At 53.4% G+C, this 24702-nt stretch carries 23 protein-coding genes; 9 read left to right on the forward strand and 14 right to left on the reverse strand.

The features are described from left to right. Positions 1 to 137: 137 nt before the first annotated feature. The 4 genes from ACNA05_RS10055 to ACNA05_RS10070 all read right to left on the reverse strand — a co-directional run bounded on the left by ACNA05_RS10055 (position 138) and on the right by ACNA05_RS10070 (position 4441). Positions 138 to 983 (reverse strand): NAD-dependent epimerase/dehydratase family protein, encoded by an 846-nt coding sequence (locus ACNA05_RS10055; RefSeq protein ID WP_415811350.1) that lies wholly within the window; start codon positions 981 to 983, stop codon positions 138 to 140. Then, on the reverse strand, positions 980 to 1798 hold the full coding sequence (locus tag ACNA05_RS10060) for a glycosyltransferase (RefSeq protein WP_415811351.1): 819 nt from the start codon (positions 1796 to 1798) through the stop codon (positions 980 to 982). The genes ACNA05_RS10055 and ACNA05_RS10060 overlap by 4 nt, the downstream gene beginning before the upstream one ends. Positions 1799 to 1801: 3 nt before the next feature. After that, a complete protein-coding gene (locus ACNA05_RS10065) occupies positions 1802 to 3022 on the reverse strand; it encodes an NAD-dependent epimerase/dehydratase family protein (RefSeq protein ID WP_415811352.1) in 1221 nt (406 codons plus the stop codon). A gap of 126 nt (positions 3023 to 3148) precedes the next feature. Next, entirely contained in the window at positions 3149 to 4441 is a 1293-nt protein-coding gene (locus ACNA05_RS10070; protein WP_415811353.1) for a cation:proton antiporter, read from the reverse strand. 160 nt (positions 4442 to 4601) lie between these two features. On the opposite strand from ACNA05_RS10070, the gene fabD reads away from it, so the two are divergent. The 6 genes from fabD (at position 4602) to gmk (ending at position 9759) form a co-directional block, all read left to right on the forward strand. Beyond that, positions 4602 to 5543 (forward strand): ACP S-malonyltransferase, encoded by a 942-nt coding sequence (gene fabD / locus ACNA05_RS10075; protein WP_415811354.1) that lies wholly within the window; start codon positions 4602 to 4604, stop codon positions 5541 to 5543. Positions 5544 to 5563: 20 nt separating this feature from the next. Next, complete coding sequence (gene fabG / locus ACNA05_RS10080; RefSeq protein ID WP_415811355.1) at positions 5564 to 6304, forward strand: 3-oxoacyl-[acyl-carrier-protein] reductase; 741 nt, start codon at positions 5564 to 5566, stop codon at positions 6302 to 6304. Between the two features lie 199 nt (positions 6305 to 6503). Beyond that, entirely contained in the window at positions 6504 to 6740 is a 237-nt protein-coding gene (locus tag ACNA05_RS10085) for an acyl carrier protein (RefSeq protein ID WP_415811356.1), read from the forward strand. 20 nt (positions 6741 to 6760) lie between these two features. Further along, positions 6761 to 8059 carry a beta-ketoacyl-ACP synthase II gene (gene fabF, locus ACNA05_RS10090; RefSeq protein WP_415811357.1) on the forward strand — a complete coding sequence of 433 codons (1299 nt, stop codon included), beginning with the start codon at positions 6761 to 6763 and terminating at the stop codon, positions 8057 to 8059. A gap of 9 nt (positions 8060 to 8068) precedes the next feature. Further along, positions 8069 to 9109 (forward strand): endolytic transglycosylase MltG, encoded by a 1041-nt coding sequence (gene mltG, locus ACNA05_RS10095; RefSeq protein ID WP_415811359.1) that lies wholly within the window; start codon positions 8069 to 8071, stop codon positions 9107 to 9109. Then, entirely contained in the window at positions 9109 to 9759 is a 651-nt protein-coding gene (gmk, locus tag ACNA05_RS10100) for a guanylate kinase (RefSeq protein ID WP_415811361.1), read from the forward strand. Before mltG ends, gmk begins: the two co-directional genes overlap by 1 nt. A gap of 9 nt (positions 9760 to 9768) precedes the next feature. Here the strand turns inward: gmk and rsmA are convergent, their stop codons facing one another. The 5 genes from rsmA to ACNA05_RS10125 all read right to left on the reverse strand — a co-directional run bounded on the left by rsmA (position 9769) and on the right by ACNA05_RS10125 (position 15302). Beyond that, the gene (gene rsmA, locus ACNA05_RS10105; protein WP_415811362.1) at positions 9769 to 10608 is read right to left on the reverse strand and encodes a 16S rRNA (adenine(1518)-N(6)/adenine(1519)-N(6))-dimethyltransferase RsmA; all 840 of its coding nucleotides are present in this window, start codon (positions 10606 to 10608) and stop codon (positions 9769 to 9771) included. Further along, a complete protein-coding gene (gene pdxA, locus ACNA05_RS10110; RefSeq protein WP_415811363.1) occupies positions 10601 to 11617 on the reverse strand; it encodes a 4-hydroxythreonine-4-phosphate dehydrogenase PdxA in 1017 nt (338 codons plus the stop codon). Before pdxA ends, rsmA begins: the two co-directional genes overlap by 8 nt. Positions 11618 to 11622: 5 nt before the next feature. Continuing rightward, the gene (locus tag ACNA05_RS10115) at positions 11623 to 12873 is read right to left on the reverse strand and encodes a peptidylprolyl isomerase (RefSeq protein ID WP_415811364.1); all 1251 of its coding nucleotides are present in this window, start codon (positions 12871 to 12873) and stop codon (positions 11623 to 11625) included. Positions 12874 to 13017: 144 nt separating this feature from the next. Continuing rightward, positions 13018 to 14124 carry an LptF/LptG family permease gene (locus ACNA05_RS10120; RefSeq protein WP_415811365.1) on the reverse strand — a complete coding sequence of 369 codons (1107 nt, stop codon included), beginning with the start codon at positions 14122 to 14124 and terminating at the stop codon, positions 13018 to 13020. Beyond that, positions 14121 to 15302 carry an LptF/LptG family permease gene (locus ACNA05_RS10125; protein WP_415811366.1) on the reverse strand — a complete coding sequence of 394 codons (1182 nt, stop codon included), beginning with the start codon at positions 15300 to 15302 and terminating at the stop codon, positions 14121 to 14123. The genes ACNA05_RS10120 and ACNA05_RS10125 overlap by 4 nt, the downstream gene beginning before the upstream one ends. 159 nt (positions 15303 to 15461) lie before the next feature. Between ACNA05_RS10125 and ACNA05_RS10130 the strand changes: the two genes are divergently transcribed. Next, the gene (locus ACNA05_RS10130; protein ID WP_415811367.1) at positions 15462 to 16937 is read left to right on the forward strand and encodes a leucyl aminopeptidase; all 1476 of its coding nucleotides are present in this window, start codon (positions 15462 to 15464) and stop codon (positions 16935 to 16937) included. Beyond that, positions 16937 to 17392 carry a DNA polymerase III subunit chi gene (locus ACNA05_RS10135; protein ID WP_415811368.1) on the forward strand — a complete coding sequence of 152 codons (456 nt, stop codon included), beginning with the start codon at positions 16937 to 16939 and terminating at the stop codon, positions 17390 to 17392. Before ACNA05_RS10130 ends, ACNA05_RS10135 begins: the two co-directional genes overlap by 1 nt. A gap of 74 nt (positions 17393 to 17466) precedes the next feature. Here the strand turns inward: ACNA05_RS10135 and ACNA05_RS10140 are convergent, their stop codons facing one another. After that, positions 17467 to 19056, reverse strand: a complete 1590-nt coding sequence (locus ACNA05_RS10140) for an isocitrate lyase (protein WP_415811369.1) — start codon at positions 19054 to 19056, stop codon at positions 17467 to 17469. A gap of 2 nt (positions 19057 to 19058) precedes the next feature. Then, positions 19059 to 20693 carry a malate synthase A gene (gene aceB, locus ACNA05_RS10145; protein WP_415811370.1) on the reverse strand — a complete coding sequence of 545 codons (1635 nt, stop codon included), beginning with the start codon at positions 20691 to 20693 and terminating at the stop codon, positions 19059 to 19061. 151 nt (positions 20694 to 20844) lie between these two features. Between aceB and ACNA05_RS10150 the strand changes: the two genes are divergently transcribed. Beyond that, the gene (locus ACNA05_RS10150) at positions 20845 to 22278 is read left to right on the forward strand and encodes a helix-turn-helix domain-containing protein (RefSeq protein ID WP_415811371.1); all 1434 of its coding nucleotides are present in this window, start codon (positions 20845 to 20847) and stop codon (positions 22276 to 22278) included. On the opposite strand, the gene ACNA05_RS10155 is transcribed toward ACNA05_RS10150, so the two are convergent. From ACNA05_RS10155 to tsaD, 3 genes are read right to left on the reverse strand one after another with little or no spacing between them, the layout of a single operon-like run. Continuing rightward, the gene (locus ACNA05_RS10155; protein WP_415811372.1) at positions 22275 to 22574 is read right to left on the reverse strand and encodes a YciI family protein; all 300 of its coding nucleotides are present in this window, start codon (positions 22572 to 22574) and stop codon (positions 22275 to 22277) included. The genes ACNA05_RS10150 and ACNA05_RS10155 overlap by 4 nt on opposite strands. After that, positions 22571 to 23575, reverse strand: a complete 1005-nt coding sequence (locus tag ACNA05_RS10160; protein ID WP_415811373.1) for an NAD(P)H-dependent glycerol-3-phosphate dehydrogenase — start codon at positions 23573 to 23575, stop codon at positions 22571 to 22573. Before ACNA05_RS10160 ends, ACNA05_RS10155 begins: the two co-directional genes overlap by 4 nt. After that, complete coding sequence (tsaD, locus tag ACNA05_RS10165) at positions 23572 to 24699, reverse strand: tRNA (adenosine(37)-N6)-threonylcarbamoyltransferase complex transferase subunit TsaD (protein WP_415811374.1); 1128 nt, start codon at positions 24697 to 24699, stop codon at positions 23572 to 23574. Before tsaD ends, ACNA05_RS10160 begins: the two co-directional genes overlap by 4 nt. Positions 24700 to 24702 lie beyond the last annotated feature (3 nt).

Below are 24702 nucleotides of genomic sequence, written 5' to 3' on the forward strand. Positions count from 1 at the left end.
CTGTCCGTGTTCAAGAGAACATCTTAAACATACCCCGAAAACGCAAAGTGAGGATCTATCTCCATGAATTTCTTCTAAGAGACTGCAAGGAGTGGGTTTTTAAAATTGGTAAACGAGGATCGTTCTTTCCAACAGATTTAAATAGCCCGAACAAATTTATTCAATCCTGGCCACCCGCCCGGATTCCAACCGAGGTTGTTTAACTTCGTGCAATCCATTTCGGCTTTCTCGGATTTCGAAACAGCGCTTGGAAGTGATCTGTCTAACCCTTTGTGCTCTCCATAGGCTTTAAGCAGGTCATGGCGATCGACGACTATGTCTGAGACATTGAAAGCCTGATTGGCCACCTGCTCTTTGGGTAAGGACAAGATTAGACGGATTGCCGCGACCAGATCGTTGCCGTGAAGTTCGGTTCCGGCGCGGGGCTCTATGGTTTTTCCGGCTTCGAAATCAGCAAAGAGTTTTGACCATTTGTGATCGGAATTTGGCGTGGGATGGCCGTATATTCCAGTAGCCCGCAGACTGGTACCGATTACGTCAAGATTATTGAGCGCTTGCTCGACTTCCCATTTCATTTGTCCGTAAAGAGAAGTGGGATTGAGCGGGAGATCTTCGGTCAAACGCGTCGTCGCTGGGTATCCGTCATAGACCGCTCGGGAGGACAAAAAGAGGATACGCGGGACGCCCGCATCTTTAGCGGCCTCAAATAACTTAACTGAGCCTTCCAAATTACGTTTTAGGAATCTGTTCGGGTCGTCGCCTTCGCCGCCCCGATACCGTCCGGGAATATGGTCAAAGGCGCAGTGTATCAGGGCGTCGGCCGTTGGAAGGCGTGTTGGGGGATTTTCCAAGTCAAAGGGAAGCCATTCGCCCTCATCGGGCTCGGAGCGGGTGAGATGAATGACTTTATCTCCGCGCCTTTTGGCATCTGCGATGATGAAACGCCCAATATAGCCGCTGCTTCCCGTGACGAGCAGTTTCATTTCGGATTTGTCAGCGCGGCCAAATCGGGGGTTTCGCCATTTTTAAACTGCCACCACAAATCAATGAGCGGTTTGAGTTTTTCGGCCTTGGGGTGTTCGGCCTGCCACGGCTTTTCATATTGATAATGCAGGATGTGGATGGAGTTCCAGTCCCAGAGAGCGGGTAAATTGAACCACACATATTGAAGCATATTGTAGAAAACGGGGAGGCCGTGCCAGTTCGGGAAATAATGCTCTAGAAAAGTTTGGTCTGTTCGTCGCCAGAAGGTGTCTTCGGCGCCTAAAGCCTCAAGCATTTTCGCGTAAGTGTCCTTTGACGGGCGGGCGGTGAATACGCCGGAGTTTAGGCGGTGGAAATCGACGACGCTTTCATAGACATTGGGCGCGGCGCAAAATTCCGGGTAATTAAATAAAACATCGCAATTTTTGAGCATCAAGGCGTCAGCGTCGATGAAGACGACTGACCTGTATTCCGTCATTTCCCAGAGACGTAATTTGGCGAAATTATCGAGCGGCGTGTGGAATTTCGGTTTCTCGCCCTTGGTGAAGGGGGCGGCGTCATGTTGCGCCTTGCGGGAGTGGCGCGCGTTAAACGCGTCACTCATCGGTAAAAGCTCTATCTCCACCAGACGCACGCCCATCCCTTGGAGTGTTTTCAAATCGTTTTCAGAAACACCGCCCGTATGCATCACCACCTTATCCGCCTCTGTGCCGGTCAGGGCGATGGAGCGCATAAGCGCCTCTGCCCCGTCGGCATAGTCGGCATTGGTGACAAGAGTCACATAGGCGTGGTTAGCAATAGGAGCGGCGGTCATTTGCTATGACACAGACTTGAGGCGTTTTCCTTCAGGGTCTGTTTCGACGCGGTTCGCAATATCCTTGGTCCAAGCGGAGAGGGCGCGAACGCGGCTGCGATCCACGCGGTGGGCGTATTTCTTTGCCACTTCCACGACTTCATCGAGAAGACCTTCGGCCAAGGTGGTCGGCTCTAAGCCAAGTGCGAGGAATTGATCATTTTTCACGATGAGATCGTTTTCCGGCGCTTCCTTTCGCGGGTTGGCGATATTGGCAATTTTGGCGCCCGTCATGTCGGAAATGAGCTTTGCCAAATCCCGGATGCGGTGCGTCTCCGTCATCTGGTTATAGATTTTGACGCGGTCGCCGGCGGCGGGCGGCGTGTCGAGGGCCAGCTCGATACATTTCACGCTGTCCTTAATATGGATGAAGGCGCGGGTCTGGCCGCCTGTGCCGTGCACCGTCAGCGGGTAATCAATGGCCGCCTGGATGAGGAAACGGTTGAGGACCGTGCCGTAATCGCCGTCATAATCGAACCGGTTGATAAGCTGTTCATGGCGCTGCGTCTGTTCGGTATGCGTGCCCCAGACAATGCCTTGATGGAGATCTGTAATGCGGAGGCCGTCATTCTGCGCGTAGAATTGGAACAGGATCTGATCCATGCTTTTGGTCATGTGATAGACGGAGCCCGGCTTGGTCGGGTAAAGCACTTCCAGCCCTTTTTTCTCGCCTTCCAGATTTTCAATCTCGACGTCGAGATAACCTTCCGGGATGGCGGCGCCGACGCTAGAATAGCCGTAAACGCCCATCGTGCCCAGATGCACCAAATGCGCGTCAATTCCGGTTTCGACCATCGCTGTGAGGAGGTTGTGCGTGGCGTTGACGTTATTATTGACCGTGTAGACCTTATGTCGGTCGGACTTCATGGAGTAAGGCGCGGCGCGCTGCTCGGCGAAATGGATGATGGAGTCAGGCTTGTGGTCGGCGAGCCATTGACGGAGAATCTGGTAATCCCGGGCAATGTCTATCAGGTGAAAATGCAGGCGGCGTCCGGTAAGTTCATACCAGATCCGGCAACGTTCTTGGATGGAATCCATCGGGGTGAGGGACTGGACGCCAAGCTCTGTGTCGATCCAGCGTCGGGACAAATTGTCGATGATGTGAACCTCGTGGCCCAAATCCGACAAATGCAATACGGTCGGCCATCCGACAAATCCATCTCCACCTAAGACTGCGATTTTCATTCTTCTCTCCGGTTATCTATTCCTATCTGGTCGTTATACAGAGACATTATATGAAGTCATGTCTCCACATCAAATTTCATATAAATGACATAGACGGCCCAGGCGGGTGGGCTCGGAGCGGGCTTCCTATAAAAGCGTCGGATCGACATTGCGCCGGACAACCGTCTTCACGGTCAGGCCCTGCACAATGATAGAGAAAATCACGATGCCGTAGGTCGCCGTCAGAATGAGTGGTTTATACTCATTATCCGGCAGAGCGAGGGCGAGGGCGACGGAAATGCCGCCGCGCACGCCGCCCCAAGTCAGGACGGGAACCGCGCCTTTGGCGAAATCCTTAAACGTTCCGATGACTTTCATCGGCACATAAACGGCGCAGAGACGGGCCAGCAGAACCAGCGGAATCGCTATCAATGTGATAATTGCAAATTTCGGCGCGAGGCCAAGCACCAGAATTTCCAAGCCGATGAGCAGGAAAAGCACCGAGTTTAAAATCTCGTCGACCATCTCCCAAAACCCGAACAGGGCGGATTTTGTATGTTCGGACATAGCGAAGGCCGCGCCCTTATTGCCGATCATCAGACCTGCCACGACGACGGCGATGGGGCCGGAGAGATGATGTCCGAGGATGTTGATTCGCTGCGCCAAGGCGTAAGTGCCGGCAACCAGGGCGAGACTGATGAGGACTTCGATCGCGTGTTCATCAATGCGGCGCATCATACGATAGCCAATCCACCCAGCTAGGAGACCGAGCGCTGCGCCGCCAATCGCGTCCACAACAAACAGCTCGATAATATCCCATATACCTATCGCGGCGTGAGCGGCGTCCGCATTGCCTGTAGATCCGACCGCGATGGCGAGAAGGATAGTAAAGACAACAACCCCGACGCCGTCATTAAACAGGCTTTCGCCGGCAATTTTCGTCTCCAGCGTTTTCGGCATTTTGACGGTTTTCAGGATAGAGAGAACGGCGACCGGGTCTGTTGGGGAAATCAGAGAGCCAAAGACCAAGGCCCAGATATAAGGAAGGTTCACTCCAAAGAGCTGGGCAAGGTAATAAAATCCCGTCCCGACGATGAAGGTCGAGAGAATAACGCCGAAGGTCGCCATGCTCCCGATCTCCAGCTTGGCGCTTCGGAGTTTGGAGAAATCGACATGCAGGGCTCCGGCAAAGAGAAGAAAGCCGAGCATACCCTTCATCAGGGTTTCATTGAAATCTATCTGCCCTAGGGCCGCTTGCAGCGTATCCGTCATGGAAAGCTGTGGGAACATGGCCTCGGAAGCTAAAAGCAGGAAGGACGCGACCAGCGCCATGATCAAAAGGCCGATGGTGTGAGGGAGTCTTATATAGGCGTGATTAACCCAGGATAGAATGGCCGACAGCACGAGCAATAGCGCCGCGATTTCAAATATACTCAACATAAGGTCTCCCGCCCCGAATAATTTTGACAAACTACGCCTTGAGGAGTGGCTTGCAAGAAAATATCCGTTAAAAGACCCCTTTAAAACAAAGGGATTGGCAGTTGACCTTGTCGCCCGCTTTTCTAGGCTATGGGTTCAACACGAATAGGTAGATGAATATATGACATTCGCATTTATTTTTCCGGGACAAGGCAGCCAGTCCGTTGGCATGGGCAAGGACTTGGCAGACGCTTTTCCAGCGGCCCGCCGCGTTTTTGAAGAGGTGGACGACGCGCTCGATCAAAAACTATCCGACCTTATGTTTAACGGCCCGATGGAAGATTTGACGCTTACGACAAATACGCAGCCGGCTTTGATGGCCTGCTCCATGGCGGCGATGGCCGTCTTGGCCGAAGAGTTTGGGTTCAAGGCCAAAGATCAGGCATTTCTGGCAGGGCATTCCCTCGGTGAGTATTCAGCGCTTTGTGCGGCCGGGTCTATCACCTTGGCAGACACAGCAAAGCTTTTGCGGATTCGCGGCGACGCGATGCAAGCGGCTGTCCCTGTCGATGCAGGCGCCATGGCAGCACTTCTGGGCGCGAGCGTTAAGCAAGCCGAGGCGGCGGCCGAAGCCGGATCCAAACACGGCATTTGCCAAATCGCCAATGATAACGCGACCGGCCAGATTGTCCTGTCAGGCGAAAAAGACGCGGTTCAGGCCGCGGTCGATGCGTGTTCTGATTTGGGGATTAAAAAAGCGATGATGCTTAACGTATCCGCGCCTTTTCATTGCGACATGATGATGCCTGCGGCGGCGAAAATGCGCGAAGCTCTGGCGCACCAGACGATATTAGAGCCGTCAGTGCCTGTCGTGAATAATGTCACGGCGCGCCCGGTCACAGATCCGGACCAAATTCGCGAAGACCTGATCACACAAGTCACAGGCCGCGTCCGGTGGCGGGAATCCATTGAATGGATGACCGCAAATGGTGTCGAATTGTTTGCCGAGCCCGGAACCGGCAAAGTGCTCACGGTTATGCTCAAACGTATTGTCAAAGATGTCGAAGGGGTGGCGCTCAATTCTCCCGAATCGCTCGAAGCCTTCGCCCAAAAAATAAAATAAAGCCAAAAATAGGATAAGTTATGTTTGATCTCAGCGGAAAACGCGCGCTTGTGACAGGCGCAACCGGAGGCCTTGGCGGCTCCATTGCTAAAATGCTCCACGCGCAAGGCGCGCATGTTGCCCTTTCAGGCACGAGAGCGGAAAAACTCGAAGGACTGGCCTCAGAGCTCGGCGACGGCGCTTTCGTCACGCCGTGTAACCTGTCAGACGGCGACGCGGTAGACGCGCTGCCGGGTCAAGCGGCGGAAGCCCTTGGCGGTCCAGTGGATATTCTTGTCGCGAATGCGGGCATTACCCGCGACGGCTTGTTGATGCGCATGAAGCAAGACGATTGGGATTTGGTTCAAAAAGTAAACCTCGAAGCGTATTTTCGTCTCTCCAAAGCCTGTCTGCGTCCTATGATGAAGTCCCGTTGGGGCCGCATTATCGGAATTACATCCATCGTGGGCGTCACCGGAAACCCCGGACAGACGAATTACGCGGCCTCCAAAGCCGGTATGATTGGGTTTTCAAAATCTCTGGCACAAGAAGTGGCAAGCCGGGGAATCACCGTGAACACTATTGCGCCCGGATTCATTACTTCGCCGATGACGGATGAGTTAAATGACGCTCAAAGAGAGGCGACTCTGGCAAAAATTCCGGCCGGAGAGCTAGGCACAGGCGAAGATATTGCCGCCGCTGCGCTATATCTTGCGTCTCAAGAAGCCAATTACGTCACGGGTCAGACCCTGCACGTAAATGGCGGAATGGCGATGATTTAATCAGAATTTGGGGGTGTTTTTACCCACATTTTCACGGTAATAAGGCTCTGGTCACTTGTTTTGGGGTGTGCTAACCCGCCGCAGCACTTAATATTGGAAGGTCTCCAATATAGGATCGTTGCTTGTAATTTAGGTAACTCACCTTATTTGCTAGCCGTAACCGCCGGAAGAAAACCCGGCTACAGTAAAAGGAAAGTCTATGTCAGACGTATTAGCCCGTGTAAAAAAGATGGTCGTAGAGCATCTTGACGTTGAAGAATCGAAAGTCACGGAAAACGCCCACTTCATCGATGATCTTGGCGCAGACAGCCTCGACAATGTTGAGCTTGTCATGGCGTTTGAAGAAGAATTCGATATCGAGATCCCTGATGATGCCGCCGAGCACATCCAAACTGTCGGCGATGCTGTTAAATTCATCTCTGAAAAAGTCGACTAGACTAAAGGTAGATATATCGCATGAGACGGGTTGTTGTTACAGGCCTGGGCCTAATTACGCCCGTCGGATGCGGTGTTGAGACTGCATGGAAAGCGATTCTGGACGGAAAGTCCGGCGCTTCTAAAATAGAACATTTCGACGTCAGCGACATTGCTTGCAAAATCGCTGCCGTCATTCCCCGCGCCGATGGCCGGGCAGGGGGAAGCCCCGATCAAGAAGGGGTTTTTAACCCCGACGATGTGATGAGTGCGCGTGACGCCAAACGCATCGATGATTTTATTCTCTACTCCATTGCTGCCTCTGATGAAGCCTTGAAGGATTCCGGTTGGAACCCTGTCGAGGAAGGTCAAGAAGCGCAGGAACGCACTGGCGTTATGTTTGGCTCCGGTATTGGCGGACTGCAAACGACTTACGATGCGTCAATTACCCTTCACGAAAAGGGCCCGAGACGGCTCTCTCCTTTCGTTATTCCCGCGATGTTGATCAATCTGGCCTCTGGTCAGGTTTCGATCCGTCATGGCCTAAAAGGGCCAAACCACTCAGTTGTCACCGCCTGTGCCACAGGGGCGCACGCTATCGGCGATGCCGGGCGTATGATTGCCCATGGCGACGCTGATGTCATGGTGGCCGGCGGCGGAGAAAGCTCTATCAACCGTTTGGGAATTGCCTCTTTCGTGGCCTGTCGCGCCATGACCACCGGATTTAATGACACGCCTGAAAAAGCGTCCCGCCCTTATGATAAAGACCGCGACGGATTTTTGATGGGCGAAGGCGCAGGTGCCGTTGTTCTCGAAGAATATGAACATGCCAAAGCGCGCGGCGCCAAGATTTATGCGGAATTGGTGGGTTACGGCCTCTCCGGTGATGCCTATCATATTACAAGCCCAGCGCCGGAAGGCGAAGGCGGACATCGCGCCATGAAGGCGGCTCTCGCCGGATCCGGCTTGAAAGCTGAAGACATTGGCTATGTAAACGCACATGGCACCTCCACGCCGATGGGGGATGAGCTTGAAGTTCGCGCCGTTGAAAAACTATTGGGTGATCACGCAAAGAATGCGTCTATGTCTTCGACGAAATCAGCGACAGGGCATCTTTTAGGCGCCGCTGGCGCTGTAGAAGCTATTTTCTCTATCTTGGCGCTTCGGGATCAAATGGCCCCGCCCACGCTCAATCTGGACAATCCATCCGTCGATACGGAGCTCGATCTCGTCCCGCATAAGGCCAAGCCGATTAAAGCCAAAGCCGTGATGTCCAATTCATTTGGATTTGGCGGTACAAATGCGGCTGTTATCTTCGCGCAAGCGCCCGAATCTGATTAGACAGGGCAAATGGCCCGAACTTCTAAAAAACCGAGTACTTTAGCAAAGCGTGATAAGCGTGTTTTGGGGCTAATCGCCGTGGTCGCGCTCATCACCTTTTTTGGCGGTTTGGTTCTCGCGGCCTATGCGGCGGTGAATTATAAATATGAAACGCGCATGTCTCTTGACGCGCCCCGGGACCCGGTCGTTTTCGAAGTGCCTAAGGGCAGCGGTTTATCGTCCATTGCAACCCGGCTCGAAGGCCAGGAGCTGGTTGAGAGTGCCTTCATCTTCAAACTCGTAACGAAAATGCGCGGCAATGAAGCGAATTTTAAAGCCGGAGAATTCCTCTTGACGCCCGGCGATCCGATGGCGAAAATCTATACAGATTTGGCTGAGGGGCAGGCTATTCTCTATCCTGTGACGATTGCCGAAGGGCTTTCCAGTCGACAGGTTATGGCGACACTCGATCTCATTCCAACGCTCATAGATGATAACCCTCCAGTGCCGGCGGAAGGGACGCTTTTGCCCGAAACGTATCTGACCCCGCGCGATATGAAGCAGTCCGAACTGATTGCGAAAATGCAGGCCGCGCAAAAGGACGTTCTGGACACGCTCTGGGAGAACCGGGCAGCGGATTTGCCGGTTACAACAAAAGCCGAGGCCATTACTTTGGCGTCCGTTGTTGAAAAAGAAACGGGCATCGGTAGCGAACGCGATGAAGTTGCCGGGGTCTTTGTGAACCGCCTCAATCGCGGCATGATGCTTCAATCCGACCCGACCATAATCTACGGCATAACCAAAGGCTTGCCTATTGGGCGCCGCATTCGCCGCAGCGAAATCAACGCGCGGACGGATTGGAATACCTATCAAATGACCGGCCTGCCCAAGACCCCTATTTGTAATCCTGGAAAAGAGGCTCTGGCCGCGGTACTCAATCCCGCGAAGACAGATAATATTTATTTCGTCGCGGACGGGACGGGCGGGCATGTGTTCGCAACATCCCTCTCGCAGCATCAACTCAATGTGGCCAAGTGGCGGCAAATTCAGCGGCAAAGAGGGGAACGATAATGAGTGAAAAGCTGAACGCGCTAAAAGAAAACCGACGCGGCCTAATGATCGTTCTGTCCTCTCCATCCGGGGCCGGAAAAACGACTTTGACGCGGAGATTACTGGCCGAGAACGAGAACATGACCATGTCCGTGTCGGCAACGACTCGCGCGCCGCGCCCCGGCGAAACGGATGGGAAAGATTATTATTTCATGTCGAAGACACAGTTTTCCGACATGGTCGCCAAGGATGACTTTCTAGAACACGCCAAAGTATTCGATAATTTTTACGGCACCCCCCGGGGGCCTGTCGAAACAGCGCTGGAAAATGGCGGCGATGTTGTCTTTGATATTGACTGGCAGGGCGCCCAGCAGCTTGCCGAAGCGGCGGCGAATGACTTGGTGAAAATCTTTATTTTACCGCCCAATATGCAAGAACTGGAAAGCCGTCTTCGTTCTCGCGCTCAGGATAGCGACACCGTCATTGCCAAACGCATGAGCAAGGCCGAGACAGAAATCAGCCATTGGCCCGAATATGATTATGTTATCGTCAATGAGGATGTCGAAACGGCGATGAGCGAGCTTCGCGCGATTGTGGCTGCGGAAAGAATGCAAAGACGCCGTCAATTCTGGCTTTCTGGATTTGTAAAAACGCTGATTAGCGGCGGGTGACCTCTGTCTCTATTTTTGAGACAGGCAATCCGCGAGTTTCTGGAAATCAGAAACGGGGAGGGTTTCTGGTCTGAGTTGCGGATCTATACCGGCTTTTTCTAACCATTCCGTGGCGGTCATGCCGTGTTTCTTCGCGAAACTTTTGAGCGAACCTCTAAGCATTTTTCGTCTTTGCCCAAACGCCGCTTGGGTGACCTGACCGAGTAGTTTCAGGTTCGGGTAGCATTTTCCCTCCGGCAGGGGGTGCATAACGACGACGGCGCTATCGACTTTGGGCGGCGGGGTGAAGGCGCGAGCCGGAATATCGAACGCCATATGGCATTGGGCAACGCTCTGACATAAGACGGCGAGCCGTCCATAGGCGCTCTCGCCCGGCGCAGCGCAGACCCTCTCTGCGACTTCTTTTTGGAACATAAGAACCATTTGGTCCCAGAATCGAGGCGTCTCTGTCACCCAGTTTATGAGCATTTTCGTCCCGACATTATAGGGAAGGTTCGCAACGATCTTCCGCGGGGCGGGAACGTTTGTAGCGATGTCGAATTTAAGCGCGTCGCCCTTGATAATCGAGAGCCGATCACCGCTAGCGCGGCCAATATCCGCCAGAGCCGGAAGGAAACGTTCGTCCATTTCAATAACGGTGACAGAAGCGGTTTCGCGTAGCAATAAGGCACGGGTCAATCCACCCGGCCCAGGGCCGATTTCAACGACGTTTACTCCATCCAGGGGGGTGGCCAGCCGCGCAATTTTGTCGGTGAGATTCATATCCAGCAGGAAATGCTGACCGAGCTTTTTATTCGCGCCGAGGTCATAATCCTTCACGACCTCCGTGAGGCTTGGCAGATTATCCATTTAAAAAGGCCTTGCGGTTATTGGCGATTTCTCTCGCGCTGCGAATGGCGGCGATGAGGCTGTCCGCTCTGGCGCTATTTTGCCCCGCAATGCCGAAAGCTGTGCCGTGATCGGGCGAAGTCCGGACGATGGGAAGTCCAAGCGTAATATTGACGCCGCCGTGGAAATCCAATGTTTTGACAGGGATGAGGCCCTGATCATGATACATGGCCAGAACGGCATCATAGTCTTCGCGCGCTTCTGCGTGGAAGAGCGTGTCGGCAGGTTGAGCGTTGGTGGCGTTTATGCCCTCGGCCCGCAGCGCCCGTGCGGCCGGGTTGATGATGTCTATTTCTTCCCGGCCCAAGGCGCCGTTTTCCCCCGCATGAGGGTTCAGGCCCGTTAGGCTGAGGCGGGGTTTGGCGATGCCGAAATCGCATTTAAGCGCCCCGTTCATGACGCGGGCATTACGGAGGATTTTTTCAGAGGAGAGTTGCTCAGCGGCGTCTTTCAAGGCCAAATGAATGGTCGCCAATCCGACCCGTAAACCGCCGCCGGAGAGCATCATGACAGGGCCCCTGGTATAGGGCGCCTTATGGCGTTCGGTTAATTGCCCCAGATATTCGGTGTGTCCCGGGAATTTAAACCCGGCTTTGTAAAGAACATTCTTGGAAATTGGATTGGTTACGAGGCCGTCGGCTTTGCCGGACAAGCAGCGGGAGACGGCGCGTTCGATGCTTTCCGTTGTCGCAAGGGCGTGGTCTGGATCTGGCTCTCCGGGCTCAGGGACGCGGCCTTCGATGGGTAGAATAGGAAGCCCTTCGCGGAAAGCGTCTATCGCCTCATCGCAGTCTTCAATCTCTATAAGATTATGATCATAGCTTTCATTGGCCCGCTCGATAACGCGCGGAGTCGCCATGACGGCAAAGGCAAATTCAGGATCGTGCCGTAAAGCGGCCCAAGCCTTTAACGTAATCTCAGGCCCAATTCCCGCCGGATCGCCCATGCTCAATAAGAGAGGGGCGCCCATAACAGCTAGCGAACGACGACGGTGGACTTCCGCCGAATGTCACGCAAAGCCCGGCGCGACGCCTGAGCCAATTGCTGCTCCATAAGGCGGTTCTCAACATCGTCTCTTGTTGGAATATCTTCGCCTGTCGCAGAGCGGGAGCATACCATGATTGACGCCGCGCCATTGGGACGCGCGATCGGATCGGACAAGCTTCCGACGTCCGTTGCGGCTAGAATGTCGATGAGTTCTGGCGCGAGTTCGCTGGCTTTTAGTTCGCCCATATCGGCCTGATTAACGCCGTCAACAGCGTCCACATCGTCTTTCAGGGTTTCACAAGACGTCAGTGTGTCTTTGAGGGCAAATAAACGCGTTTTTGCATCTTCGGTTTCCACATCGGAGATGTTGACTTGCTTGAGATTATAGAGCGTGTCCGCTTTGGAAATTTTTGTTTCGATCAAGGCCACAACGTAAACGCCGCCCGGAACCTGAATGGGTTGCGATACAGCGCCAGGTTCCATTTCCTGGATTACTTCGTCAATCTCAGGGCGCAATTCACCTTCGTGAACCCAACCGACATCGCCGCCTTTAGCGGCGCTTGGCGCGGAAGAAAATTGTTGAGCAAGTAACGGGAAAGGCGCGCCGCCTTGGACTTGTTCGATCATGGCGTTGGCGCCTTCCATGGCGCCGTCCATCCCGCCGATTTCCGGCGTGGCTTCGATATAAATTTCTGCAACGCGGAAACTTGGCTTATCCGCATTGGCGGTTAAGCGGTTGAGAGTTTCGTTAATCTGAGCATCGGAAATCCGGATGCGGGAGCCATAAAGACCATTAACGATACGCTGCCACGCAATTTCGGATCTCACCTGATCGCGCAAGGTTTCAATTGAAACCCCAGCGGCCGCGAGTTTGGCAACGACTTCATTCGGGTCCAAACCATTACGTCCAATCAGACGGGCAACGGATTGATTGACCTCTTCATCGGAAATCGTCTGTTCGTATTTTTGAGATTCCTGCATTTGCAAATGCTCATCGACCAAATTCCGCAAAGCCTGTTGCTGAAGGCGGCTGAGCGTCTCTTCATCCCGCTGCGCCCCTGTTGTCGCGAGCATGAACATGACGCGCTGGCGCAGGTCATGAGTGGTCACGATATCACTATTGACTACAGCGGCGATGCCGTGATTGGGGACTTGTGCCTGCGCAGTGGCAGCAGAGCCAATGAGCAGAGCCGCGCCGAGCATCAGATTTTTAAGAGATTTCGTCATATTGGCCGTCATAGAGTTTTCCAGCTTGGGTTTTCGCGCTTATACGACTTTCCGCATTAAAGGCAATTCTCACGCTGTTTTCTTACAGGGAGACTCTAGCCTCTCTATGGCTTGGAGCGCGTTAAATTTCGGTCAGATTGCAGAGCTATGTTGAGCTCAGCCATCTTCCACTTTCGAGAGATAGCTTATACCAGATAATAGGACAAATAAAGGGACAGACCATGCCGCTAAAGCAACGGGTACCAAGGCCACTTCGCCAAAAGCGCTAACCATAGAATCGGCGAAATAGACCCCAAACCCCATGGCGGCCCCTGTAATCAAAAGTCGTAGCGTGCCGCCTTGACGCGTCAGATGCATGGACACGCTGGCGGCAATAAAGGTCATAGCAATCAGCATAATCGGCAAGGCCAGAAGTTTATTAAACTGCATCCGTAAAGCCAAAGCGGAAAACCCTGCGCGTTCATTGGCCTTAATAGCGGACGGTAGCGCCCAGAAAGGCGGCGCTGTCTGTTTCTCGCCTATGTCTTCCAGTTGTTTGGAGGTTATTTTAGTCGGCAGAGAAATTGTGGTTCGGGCCTGTTTTATCTCACCCGGAGCGTTTTCCGTGACATCCGTCAATTCCCAATACCCTTGGGTAATCAACCGGGCTTTCTGAGCGTCAAAGCGGCGGCTGAAAACCGCGCCTCCGGTTTCGTCCAGCGTCAGCTGAAAGAAGCTCGGATTTATCAAAATCTTGGTGTCATCCTCGATTTTATCGGCGCGGATGACGGTTTGCATGAAATCGTCGCCCTCGCGAAGCCAGACGGGGCCTCCGTCTGATTGAGTTTGTCCGCCCATATTATCACTGAGTAGGTCATGTTGGGACATCATTTGAGAGGCGAGCGGGTTAAACAGAAGAGACCAAATTAAGCCGAGCGTACCCGTCACAAAAATAACCGGGAGGAGAAACCGCCAAGCCGATACACCCGAGGCGCGCATGACAATCAACTCACTTCGCCGGTTTAGCCCGTATAGGGCGCCCATCACGCCGAAGAGCACGACAAAAGGTATGGTTTGCTCAATCAAATACGGGATTTTTAAAAGGGTCAGATAGGCAAGCTGAAAGGAGGAAATGTCTGTGTCGCTGCCGATGTTCCGGCTGCCTTCTACGAAGTCTACGAGCATGATAATGCCGGTCACGACCATAAATGTGATAGCGAGGGAGCGTAGGACCCGTATTGCAATATAGCGGTTCAATGTGGCGCGCGTGAGAAGGGTATTCATCCGGTCGCTCCAACAGGAATGTCCGGAGCAACATCTGGTGCCTGGGCGGCCTGAACGGCATATTCGCGCGCGCGCTTGGCCCGGCCAAAAGAACGGACACGTTTGCGCTTGATCAGGTAAAAGGTGCAATAGGCGATGACGATCAATGGCAGACAATATTGGATAATGTTTAGCCACCGATCCGACTCCGCCGCCGACGCAACACCAAAACCTGTCAGGCGAATTACAAACCCTAGAGACGCACAGACGGCGATACGCCGGCCATAGCCTAATCGTAAATGTTCACCCCTAACCATGAAGCACAAGGCCAGCAAAACCAGAGCAATATTATAAAGGGGAGCGGATAATCGGGCATGCCCTTCGGCGGCGAGTTCACGTTTAAATTTTCGGTCGGCAAATTCCCGGGGGTCTGGACGAAGGAGTTCATGTAGGAAACGGTCAGAGGTTTTCAGGCGCAACACATTATCCATGGCCATCACGTCTGACAGATCAACGACATAATTTTCAAACTCTATAATGTCCAAGGAACCGTCTTCGAGTTTTTGCTGAACGCTTCCATTTCTCAAGGAGAGAGTGACTTGTGACGGATTACGTTGAACCTCTCCGGTTTTGGCCATGTGAGTCGTGATACTGTCTGGGTTTCGCGCGTCATAAATCATGACATCTTTGAGAGTGCTGTCTGCCCCGATCTCGCGGGCATAGACTGTTAAACCCGGAGACGGGGTTACAAAATCCCCGGCTTGGACCATTTGCGACGCTATATCCGTTCTGACTTTCAATATCTCTGCGCGCATCTGGCGAAAGGAGAGGGGCTGGACCACCAAATTGATAATCAAATGCGCGATCAGAGCGTAGGCCCCCAGCCTGATGACCGGAGATGCAATCTGCCAGGGCGAGAATCCAGAGGCTTTGGCGACAATTAATTCCGAGTCAGAGTTCAATCTATTAAGAGCGTAAAGGGCCGCCATAAAAACCGAGAGCGGCATGATAATAGAAATGAGCTGGGGGAGAGCTAGAAAGGTAATCTTGAGAAAAGTCACAGCAGACTGACGGTTTTCAACAACCAAGTCGAGGGTTTGCAGGCTTTGAGTGAGCAAGGCCAGTCCCGCCAATGCGGCAAGGGAGAGCAGAAGCGGCCAAAGCGCCTGTGTCCAAAAATAGCGTTGCAGCAGTGTCATGCTTGGTCTTGTCGATTCAATTTTGGCTCGTTAAATTTCGTATGAATATGTCATTTGCGCTGCTTTGCCCTTCTAATCTGATGATGCGTAAGTTACTAGCACTCAACAACTATAATATCCGTAATACATTTTTGACGTGTATCGTCAGAAGGAGTTCCCGTGAAAGTCAGCTTTATCGACAATAAACCCGCCGAATATGGCGCGTCTATAATATTTGCAAAACATAATTTAGTTCTGGATTCATCAGGAAGGGCTTATCGTGACAGCGCTTCTACCAATTTTGATGCTGCGGCCAAAGCCGCGGCGTTTAAAGCCGAATCAGGCAAGTTGTTTGAAAGCTTCATCATGATGGGAGATGAGGCTGTCCGCCTAATTGTCATCGGAACCGGAAAAGACGAAAAGCCGGACTATGAAAGGCTTGTCGCGAAGGCTGTGAAACGCCTTTTGCCTTATGGCGAAACGCTTTTGACCGTGCATATGCCGTCCGAAAGCACGCCAGAAGACGCCGCCAATGCGGCGGTCGGAGCGCGCCTCGCCACTTACCGATTTGACGCTCATAAAACCGAAGCGACTCTGACCAAAACAAAACAGATTGAAACCCTCAAGATTGCATCAGATGATGCAGATGGAGCGAAGCAATCTTATGAAAATTACCACGGCCCTGTGTGTGATGGTCAGCTCTATGCGCGCGACCTTGTAAATACCCCTTCCAACATCCTTTTCCCTGTAGCCTATGCAGAGAAATTAAAGGCCCTTGAGGAAATTGGTTTGAAGGTTGAGATCCTGGGCGAGAAGAAAATGAAAGCGCTCGGCATGAACGCGTTTCTCGGTGTCGGCGTGGGGTCAGAGCGGGAATCACAATTCGTTATCATGCGTTGGGACGGCGGCGAAAAAGACGCTCAGCCGACAGCGCTCATCGGCAAAGGTGTTACGTTTGACTCAGGCGGTATTTCGCTAAAACCCGGCAATAATATGTGGGACATGAAAGGCGATATGGGCGGATCAGCGGCCGTTGTCGGCGCTATGATTGGCCTTGCAAAGCGTAAAGCAAAAGCAAATGTGGTTGGCATGGTTGGCCTAGTTGAGAATATGCCGGACGGCAAAGCTCAGAACCCCGGCGATATTGTCACGTCTATGTCTGGCCAGACAATTGATGTTCAAAACACGGATGCGGAAGGGCGTTTGGTATTATGTGATGTGCTTCATTACGCTGTGACCAAAATTAAACCTGTTGCGATGATTGATTTGGCGACTCTGACAGGGGCGATCATTACGTCTCTTGGTCACGAACATGCCGGGCTGTTTTCAAATGATGACGACCTTGCTGGGCAAATCATGTCAGCCTCTGAGACGTCGAGCGAAAAAACATGGCGCCTGCCTTTGGCCAAAGAATATGACAAGCTTCTCGATAGTCCTTTTGCAGATATGAAAAATATCGGCGGCCCGACGGCGGGATCTATTACGGCGGCTCAATTCTTGAAACGTTTTGTCGGCAAAGACACACCTTGGGCGCATATTGATATCGCCGGTGTGGGCATGAAGAACACGCGCAACGACCCCCGCGAAACGACATTCGGGACCGGTTTCGGTGCGCGTCTCTTGAACCGTTGGGTTGCGGATAATCACGAAGGCTAATGAGCCCCGTTCCAACGCATTGGTTTTACCACCTTGAAGGCAGCACAATTGAAAACGTGCTGCCTGAACTGCTTGAAAAAACGCTGGCCAAAGGCTGGCGCGCGCTCGTGAAGCTTCCAAAAGAGATGTTATCCGAGATGGACGACCTTCTCTGGACGTTCCGCGACGACAGTTTCCTACCGCATGGCCGAGATGACGAGCCAATGGCGGATTGGCAACCCATCCTTTTAAGCTCGACCGCAGACAAAGCGGAAGGTTTTGAAGCTGTGTTTGTGATTGGAGGCGAGAGCGTCTCTGACATGACTGGCGTCGAGCGCGCTATGGTGATGATAAACGGCCGATCCGAAACGGATGTGACGCGAGAGCGAGGTCGTTGGAAGCAGCTTAAAGCAGCCGGCGCAGAGCTTGCTTATTATCAGCAAAATGCTCGGGGAAGTTGGGAGAAGAAGGCCTAAACCTTCTCTAATTTTTGGACTGAAAAAGTAGAGAGCCCGCGAAGGGAGGAAGTTTCGCAGACTCTCCTAAGTGACTACGCAGCGCTTTCGAATTGGTTCATTGTATTGTGAACCCCGCCCGCTTTTAAGGCCCGGTCACCGCCGGTCATCTCTTTGAAGTCATCGCCGAGGTTGGAGCCGACTTCATGTTGATGTTTCACGGCAGAGACATTGCGGCGAATTTCTTCGCGTTGGATCTCTTTGACATAAGCGAGCATTTTCTGCTCTCCGAAATATCCTTCGGACAGATCGTTCATCACCTTGGCTGTGCCGTGGAAGGTCGGCAGGGTGATCAGGTTGTGGAAAACACCGGCTTCACGGGCAATGTCCGTCTGGAAGCTTTGTAAGCGGCGGTCCGCTTCAAGCCCCAGTTCGTCTTCGTCATACGCCGCTGACATAAGCTGGTTATTATCAGGATATTCTCCAGCCGTGATTTTGCCTTCGGCAATCCAGTCTTCCCTGACTTGCTTGCGCAGATTCAGCGTCCAGTTGAAGGACGGGCTGTTATTATAGGTGAGCTTGGCGTGTGGCGCCTTCTCGCGAATACGGCGGACCATATTCGCGATCTGGCCCACATTCGGTGTCGCGGTTTCGATCCAGAGGAGATCGGCGCCGCCGTCATTCAGGCTTGAAATACAGTCTTCGACCACGCGGTCTTCACCCGTGTCTTCCCGGAATTTGTAAAGACCATTGGGCAGGCGCACAGGCTTGACGAGCTTGCCGTCGAGCTGAATGGCCATCTCGCCGTCTTTCAACTGATGCAGATCAGACACAGGCTCGGTTTCAAGCCATTTCGTATACTCGGCGGCCTCGTCCCCGGCTTCGCGGCTGACGGGGATTTTCTGTGTCAGGCCAGCGCCAAGGGAATCGGTCCGCGCCACAATAACGCCGTCTTCAACGCCGAGTTCTTCAAACGCCATGCGAACGGCGCGGAGTTTTTCAACGAAATCCTCGCGCGGCACGGTGACTTTACCGTCCTGGTGCCCGCATTGCTTGGCGTCGGAGACTTGGTTTTCGATCTGGATGCAGCAGGCACCCGCCTTGACCATCTCTTTCGCCAAGAGGTAAGTGGCGTGAACATTCCCAAAGCCTGCATCGATATCGGCAATGATCGGACGAACATAGGTTTCGAACCCGTCGATTTTTGCCAGAACGGCCTCGCGGTCGTCGGTTGTTTTCAGCTCGGCAAACAGATCGTTCAGATCCACTTCATCGGCTTGGCGGAGGCTCGTGTAGATTTCCTGAATCAGGTCAACCACGGCTGTTTTTTCATGCATGGACTGGTCCGGCAAATGACCGAAACGGTTACGCATCCCTGCAACCATCCAACCGGACAGATAGACATAGGCTTTATCCAGTGTGCCCTTCTGGCGCTTAATGGCGCGCAGCATTTGCTGAGCGTGGAAACCGGACCAGCAACCCAGAGACTGGGTGAAGGCTGAGCTGTCATTGTCATATGCGGCCATATCGGCGCGCATGACTTTGGCCATGGCTTTGGCGATATCCAGATGGGTTTCAAACGTGTTCTGAGTTTTCAACTGGGCCAAATCCTCGATGGAAATGCCTCCCGGAACGCCGTTAGGGTAACGGGACTGCAAATTTGCAAGTGTTTGTGAGTAGGTCATATTTATTTCTCCAATATTTCGTAAGCTGGAATTGTAAGGAATTCAGGTAGATCGTCGCCGGACGCCGTCGCGTTGAATAGCTCCGCGGCTTCTGGGAAGCGGCCTTTGTCGAAATCGGTTTCGCCGAGTTCACTTTGCAAACCCGAAACTTCTTCGGCGAACAGCCGGTCATAGAGGCGCTTGCTCAAGGTTTCGCGAAAGCCGCCTTCCATCTCGACGCTGGCGCCGTGGTGGAGCCACTGCCAAATCTGAGCGCGAGAGATTTCAGCTGTCGCCGCATCTTCCATCAGGTTATGGATGGGCACTGCGCCTCGGCCGCAAAGCCAAGCCGCGATATAGCGGATGCCGACTTCGATATTCGTGCGGACGCCGGCTTCGGTGATTTTCCCGGTGTGGGGCGCAATCATGGCCTCATCAGTAACGCGGGCTGATTGGCGCTTCTTATGGATCTGATGCTTGCCGGGCATGATATCGTCAAAGATATCCATGGCGACAGGAACGAGATCCGGATGCGCGACCCAAGTGCCGTCATGACCGATGCTGGCTTCGTGCTTTTTATCTTTACGAACTTTCTCGAACGCCGCTTCATTGGCCTCCGGATTATTCTTAACCGGAATTTGCGCGGCCATGCCGCCCATAGCGTGGGCACGGCGCTTATGACAGACTTCGACGAGGCGCGTGGCATAGGCGGACAAAAAGGCCCGATCCATGCCGACTTGCGCCCGGTCGGGCAGAACGAATTGCGAATGGTTTCGCAAGGTCTTGATGTAAGAGAAGATATAATCCCAACGTCCGCAATTCAGACCCGTGATATGGTTGCGCAGAACATAGAGGATCTCTTCCATCTGGAAGGCCGCCGGAAGCGTTTCGATCAAAACCGTCGCTTTGATGGTGCCGTTCGGAATGTCCAGAACCGCTTGCGAGAAATTGAAAACATCATTCCAGAGGCGGGCCTCCTGATAGCTTTCCATTTTCGGCAGGTAGTAGAACGGACCTTTTTCCTGTTCGGCTAATAATTTGCCATTATGGAAGAAGTGCAGACCGAAATCGCACAGGCTCGCGCTCATCGGTTTGCCGTCGACCGTGATATGCTTTTCTTCCAAATGCCAACCGCGCGGACGAACTAGCATGGTCGCGGTCTCTTCGCCGAGTGTGTAAGATTTCTTGTCGGTCTTCAGAGACAAGTTCCCACGGGCATAATCGCGCATGTTCATCTGGCCTGACATCATATTGTCAAAGGTCGGCGAGCTCGCATCTTCAAAATCCGCCATGAACATCTTCGCGCCGGAGTTCAGAGCGTTGATCATCATTTTACGGTCTACAGGACCTGTAATCTCAACACGGCGATCCTGAAGGGCAGGCGGGCAGGGCGCGACTTCCCAGGCAGAATTGCGCATATGCTTTGTCTCGAGCGGCTGCGTCGGCATTTCGCCGTCGTCATAGCGTTCCTGTTGAAGCTGACGGTTTTGCAGAAGGATTTTACGCTGCGGGCCGAAACGACGTTCAAGATCCGCAAGAAACAATAACGCATCCGGTGTGAGGATATCCGAATAGGTCTCGGCTGCGGCGGCGTTGACTTTGGCCAGAACCCGGTGGCGGGGAATGGGTTGGTCTGTATTTTTAGCAGGGGCGTTCATCTGACGATCTCCTTTGTATGAGTTATTGACCTTACGATATTTACAAAATGTCCTGCGAGTCTATAAGTGTTTGTAAATTAGAGGTATTTTTGTAATAACTGTAAATACACAGATGTAATATCTGTAAAAGTTGTAAAAATAAGGCGGCGTCATGGCGGTTGCAAAAGACGAGAAATTAATGGTTGGTCCGAGGCTTCGCCGCTTCCGGCAAACGCTGGGCCTTACGCAAACGCGCATGGCGGAAGACCTTGGCATATCAACGTCTTACTTGAATTTGATGGAACGAAACCAACGCGCGCTTTCGGCTAAAGTCCTCTTGAAAATGGCGGAGATCTACGATTTTGATATTGCCGGATTTACGGGGGCGGGGGACGCACATCTGGTCGCCGAAATTTACGAAACGATGCGTGATCCTCTGTTTAAAGGGGACAGCATTTCTAAAAATGAAGCAGAAGACTTGGTCAATGTGAGCCCGTCTGCCGCCAAAGCCTTTTTAAAACTCTATGGAAAACACCGGGATTCGACTCGCCGCGCCGCCAATCTAAGTATGGATCGGGATAAGGTTGAGTTGCTCGAGCAATCGGGCGAAGCCGTCGAAGCGGTGCGCCGTTTCATCCATGAGCAGCGAAATTACTTTCCCCGACTTGATGAAGCGGCGGAAGAGTTGTCGCAAGAACTGGGTTTGACCAAACGCGAACCTCACGCGGCTTTGACAGACAGGCTCAAAGAAAAACATGACCTCTCAGTCCGCATTGTGCCCGTGGATATTATGCCGAAGATGCTGCGCTATTTTGATCGCCACTCAAAGCGTATAAACCTCTCTGAACTTCTCCGGCAATCGGGCCGGCGCTTTCAGCTCGCCTTTCAAATCGGCATGCTGGAGCAAAGAGAGCTCATCGACGAGATGGTGAAAACCGCTTCTCTAGGTGGGAGAGAGGCTGAAGGGCTGATGCGCACCTCATTGGCGAATTACTTCGCGGCGGCGACGATTATGCCGTATTCGCGGTTTTTAAAAGAAGCCGAAAATACGAGATATGATGTGGATCTGCTTTCTCATCGTTTCGGGACGAGTTTTGAGCAGACCGCGCATCGCCTGACCACCCTGCAAAAGCCAGATGCACGCGGCATCCCGTTTTTCTTTGTCCGAATTGATGTGGCGGGGAATGTGTCCAAGCGATTTTCCGCCGGGCGGTTTCATTTCAGCCAGTTCGGCGGGGCGTGTCCGCTCTGGAATATTCATGAATGTTTTCAGACGCCCGGTAAAACGCTGACACAAATGATACAGCTTCCGGATGAGACAACTTATTTCTCTGTCGCAAAAATGGTCAGCCGATCAGACGGCAGTTTTGATGAACCGGCGCAGAAGCTTGCCATCGGTTTAGGGTGCGATATCGCCTATGCGCCCAGACTTGTTTACGCGCAGAAATATAATCTGGAAACGCCCAAGCCGACGCCGATTGGAATTAATTGCTATTTGTGTGAACGGCCGCATTGCCGCCAACGTGCCCATGCCCCGCTCAATAAAACGCTCAATTTTGACGAGCGCGCCAGAGGCATGTCGCTCTTTAGCTTTAGTGAGGATTAACCCTTTTGGTCCGGACCGCCAATAACCCAATTATAGGGTTGGACCGTTACGCTCGCCGTTAATCCGGCCTTACGGTATGGATCCTTCGCGAGCCAATCTTCGACAGTTTCTTTTTCTTCTGCCTCGACAATCAAAAGACTGCCACGCATTTCGCCGTCTTCATCTAGCCATGGCCCGGCAATATGTAATGTGACCTCTGGGTCAGAGCGGAGCCATTTAATATGAGCATCTCGGTTATCCTGCCGGAGCGGGACGCTATTGGGGCGGTCAGCGGTATAGACAAGAAAATAGGTCATAGAACTTCCGTTTTGTGAACGCGGGACAGCAGAGTGATGAGCGCGTTTTGAATATCCATATCGCCCGAGAGAATATCGGCAACGACAGCGCTAATCGGCATATCGACATTGAGCTTAGTCGCCATTTCTTTCAAGGCAGGCGCTGAGGCGACGCCTTCGGTCACGCTGTTGCGGGCGCCCAGAATGTCATCGAGCGACTCGCCCCGTCCCAGGGCCAGGCCGCAGGACATGTTTCGCGATTGCTCCGACGAACAGGTCAGGACCAAATCGCCGAGTCCGCAAAGGCCCGTAAGCGTTTCAGGTTCGCATCCCAGAGCGACGCCTAAGCGCCGCATCTCCGCGAAGCCCCGCGCGATAATGGCGGCGTGGGCCGAGCGGCCCAGTTCCATGCCGAGCACCATGCCGCAGGCGATGGCGAGGACGTTCTTGACGGCGCCGCCAATTTCTGCGCCGAGCACATCCGTAGAAAGGTAGGGGCGGAATGTTGGGGCAGCGACGGATTCAATTAAGGCTTCGCCAATCTTTTTGTCCTCACAAGCTAAGGTGACGGCGGTTGGCAAGCCTTTGGCCACATCAATCGCAAAGCTCGGGCCTGAGAGGACCGCGGGAACGACATTCGGCAAGGTTTCCCGCAAAACATCGGACATAAATTCACGCGTGCTAATTTCGATGCCCTTGGAGCAGAGAACAACGGGCTTGCCGGAGAGGGCGTCAATTCCCTTTAGCTCGTCTAAAGTGCGTCTTGTGTGCTGGGCCGGAACAACCGAGAGCAAAGCATCACAATCGGTCAAAGACTTTAGGTCTTGGGTTGCCTTGATTTTGGGGGAAAGCCGGGCATCCGGCAAATACAGTTTATTGACATTTTCGTCATTGATTGAGTCGACGCATTCTTTTTCGAAAGCCCAAAGCGTGACGTCGCGTCCGCCCGTGGCGAGGCTCTGCGCGAGCGCCGTCCCCCAGGCCCCGGCGCCGATAACGCCGAAATTCTGATATTCCGTCATGATTTAGGGCCTTTCTTACCATATCCGCTGGCAGGATTTGCTTTCGCGGCCGCATTGTCGAGAGGCCAGCGCGGGCGCGCTTTCACGCCAAGCTCGTCTGTCTGACCGGCGGCGAGTTTGGCCGCGCCTGCCAAAGCAATCATTGCGGCATTATCCGTGCAGAATTTCAGGGGCGGGGCGAAAAAGCTCATACCATTAGAAATCGCCAGCTGGGTTAATCGTTCCCGTAACGCTTTATTGGCGGCGACGCCTCCGGCGACGACAAAGCGTTTCGCGTCCTCACCGTGCATGTCTTTGAACATGGCCATGGCTTTGCCCGTGCGCTCGGCCAGAACGTCAGAGACAGCCCGTTGGAAACTGGCGGAAATATCAGCTTTGGCTTTATCCGTTTGCTCGCTTGCCTCCCAAGCGCGGGCGACGGCTGTTTTAAGCCCTGCAAAAGAGAAATCGGCATGGTCGCGGCCCTTAAACGGGCGTGGGAGTTTGACAGATTTCGGATCGCCTTTCGCGGCCCATTTTTCCACATTCGGCCCGCCAGGAAAACCGAGCCCCATCACCTTGGCGGATTTGTCGAAAGCTTCGCCCGCCGCGTCGTCCACCGTGCTGCCGAGGCGAGTATAATCGCCAAGTCCGTTGACCGAGAGGAGCTGCGTATGGCCGCCTGAGACGAGCAAGAGAAGGTAGGGGAAGGGGCAGGGCTCCGCCAAACGGGGCGAGAGGGCGTGACCTTCCAAATGGTTCACCGCCAAGAGGGGCTTATCAAGCGCAAGGGCGAGACCCTTGGCCGCGAGTAAGCCCGAAATCACGCCGCCAATCAGGCCGGGCCCTGAGGTAGCGGCGACGCCGGAGAGTGACTCGTAACTCATTCCCGAAACGTCCATGGCCTGTTCAACGATGCCGTCGATTTTCTGCATATGCGCTCTGGCGGCGATTTCGGGCACCACGCCGCCAAAGGGCGCGTGGGCTTCGTCCTGGCTGGCGATGATAGAGCTGAGGATTTCGACATCGTCTTCGCCGCGATAGCGCAGGACCGACGCCGCCGTTTCGTCACAGCTCGATTCAATACCCAAAACGAGGAGGTCTTGGCCGCTGGGAAGCGTTTCATCTGAAAAATTAGTGGTCACACA

This window comes from Litorimonas haliclonae (assembly GCF_965138505.1).
Lineage (GTDB): Bacteria > Pseudomonadota > Alphaproteobacteria > Caulobacterales > Maricaulaceae > Litorimonas > Litorimonas haliclonae.

Coding starts and splice junctions, on each gene's coding strand:
- ACNA05_RS10140 (WP_415811369.1), bottom strand. CDS start 19,056: ATGACCTACTCACAAACACTTGCAAATTTGCAGTCCCGTTACCCTAAC.
- ACNA05_RS10060 (WP_415811351.1), bottom strand. CDS start 1,798: ATGACCGCCGCTCCTATTGCTAACCACGCCTATGTGACTCTTGTCACC.
- aceB (WP_415811370.1), bottom strand. CDS start 20,693: ATGAACGCCCCTGCTAAAAATACAGACCAACCCATTCCCCGCCACCGG.
- fabD (WP_415811354.1), top strand. CDS start 4,602: ATGACATTCGCATTTATTTTTCCGGGACAAGGCAGCCAGTCCGTTGGC.
- ACNA05_RS10070 (WP_415811353.1), bottom strand. CDS start 4,441: ATGTTGAGTATATTTGAAATCGCGGCGCTATTGCTCGTGCTGTCGGCC.
- ACNA05_RS10115 (WP_415811364.1), bottom strand. CDS start 12,873: ATGACGGCCAATATGACGAAATCTCTTAAAAATCTGATGCTCGGCGCG.
- ACNA05_RS10160 (WP_415811373.1), bottom strand. CDS start 23,575: ATGACGGAATATCAGAATTTCGGCGTTATCGGCGCCGGGGCCTGGGGG.
- ACNA05_RS10150 (WP_415811371.1), top strand. CDS start 20,845: ATGGCGGTTGCAAAAGACGAGAAATTAATGGTTGGTCCGAGGCTTCGC.
- gmk (WP_415811361.1), top strand. CDS start 9,109: ATGAGTGAAAAGCTGAACGCGCTAAAAGAAAACCGACGCGGCCTAATG.
- ACNA05_RS10135 (WP_415811368.1), top strand. CDS start 16,937: ATGAGCCCCGTTCCAACGCATTGGTTTTACCACCTTGAAGGCAGCACA.
- ACNA05_RS10125 (WP_415811366.1), bottom strand. CDS start 15,302: ATGACACTGCTGCAACGCTATTTTTGGACACAGGCGCTTTGGCCGCTT.
- fabF (WP_415811357.1), top strand. CDS start 6,761: ATGAGACGGGTTGTTGTTACAGGCCTGGGCCTAATTACGCCCGTCGGA.
- ACNA05_RS10055 (WP_415811350.1), bottom strand. CDS start 983: ATGAAACTGCTCGTCACGGGAAGCAGCGGCTATATTGGGCGTTTCATC.
- ACNA05_RS10120 (WP_415811365.1), bottom strand. CDS start 14,124: ATGAATACCCTTCTCACGCGCGCCACATTGAACCGCTATATTGCAATA.
- ACNA05_RS10155 (WP_415811372.1), bottom strand. CDS start 22,574: ATGACCTATTTTCTTGTCTATACCGCTGACCGCCCCAATAGCGTCCCG.
- ACNA05_RS10085 (WP_415811356.1), top strand. CDS start 6,504: ATGTCAGACGTATTAGCCCGTGTAAAAAAGATGGTCGTAGAGCATCTT.
- mltG (WP_415811359.1), top strand. CDS start 8,069: ATGGCCCGAACTTCTAAAAAACCGAGTACTTTAGCAAAGCGTGATAAG.
- fabG (WP_415811355.1), top strand. CDS start 5,564: ATGTTTGATCTCAGCGGAAAACGCGCGCTTGTGACAGGCGCAACCGGA.
- pdxA (WP_415811363.1), bottom strand. CDS start 11,617: ATGGGCGCCCCTCTCTTATTGAGCATGGGCGATCCGGCGGGAATTGGG.
- ACNA05_RS10065 (WP_415811352.1), bottom strand. CDS start 3,022: ATGAAAATCGCAGTCTTAGGTGGAGATGGATTTGTCGGATGGCCGACC.
- rsmA (WP_415811362.1), bottom strand. CDS start 10,608: ATGGATAATCTGCCAAGCCTCACGGAGGTCGTGAAGGATTATGACCTC.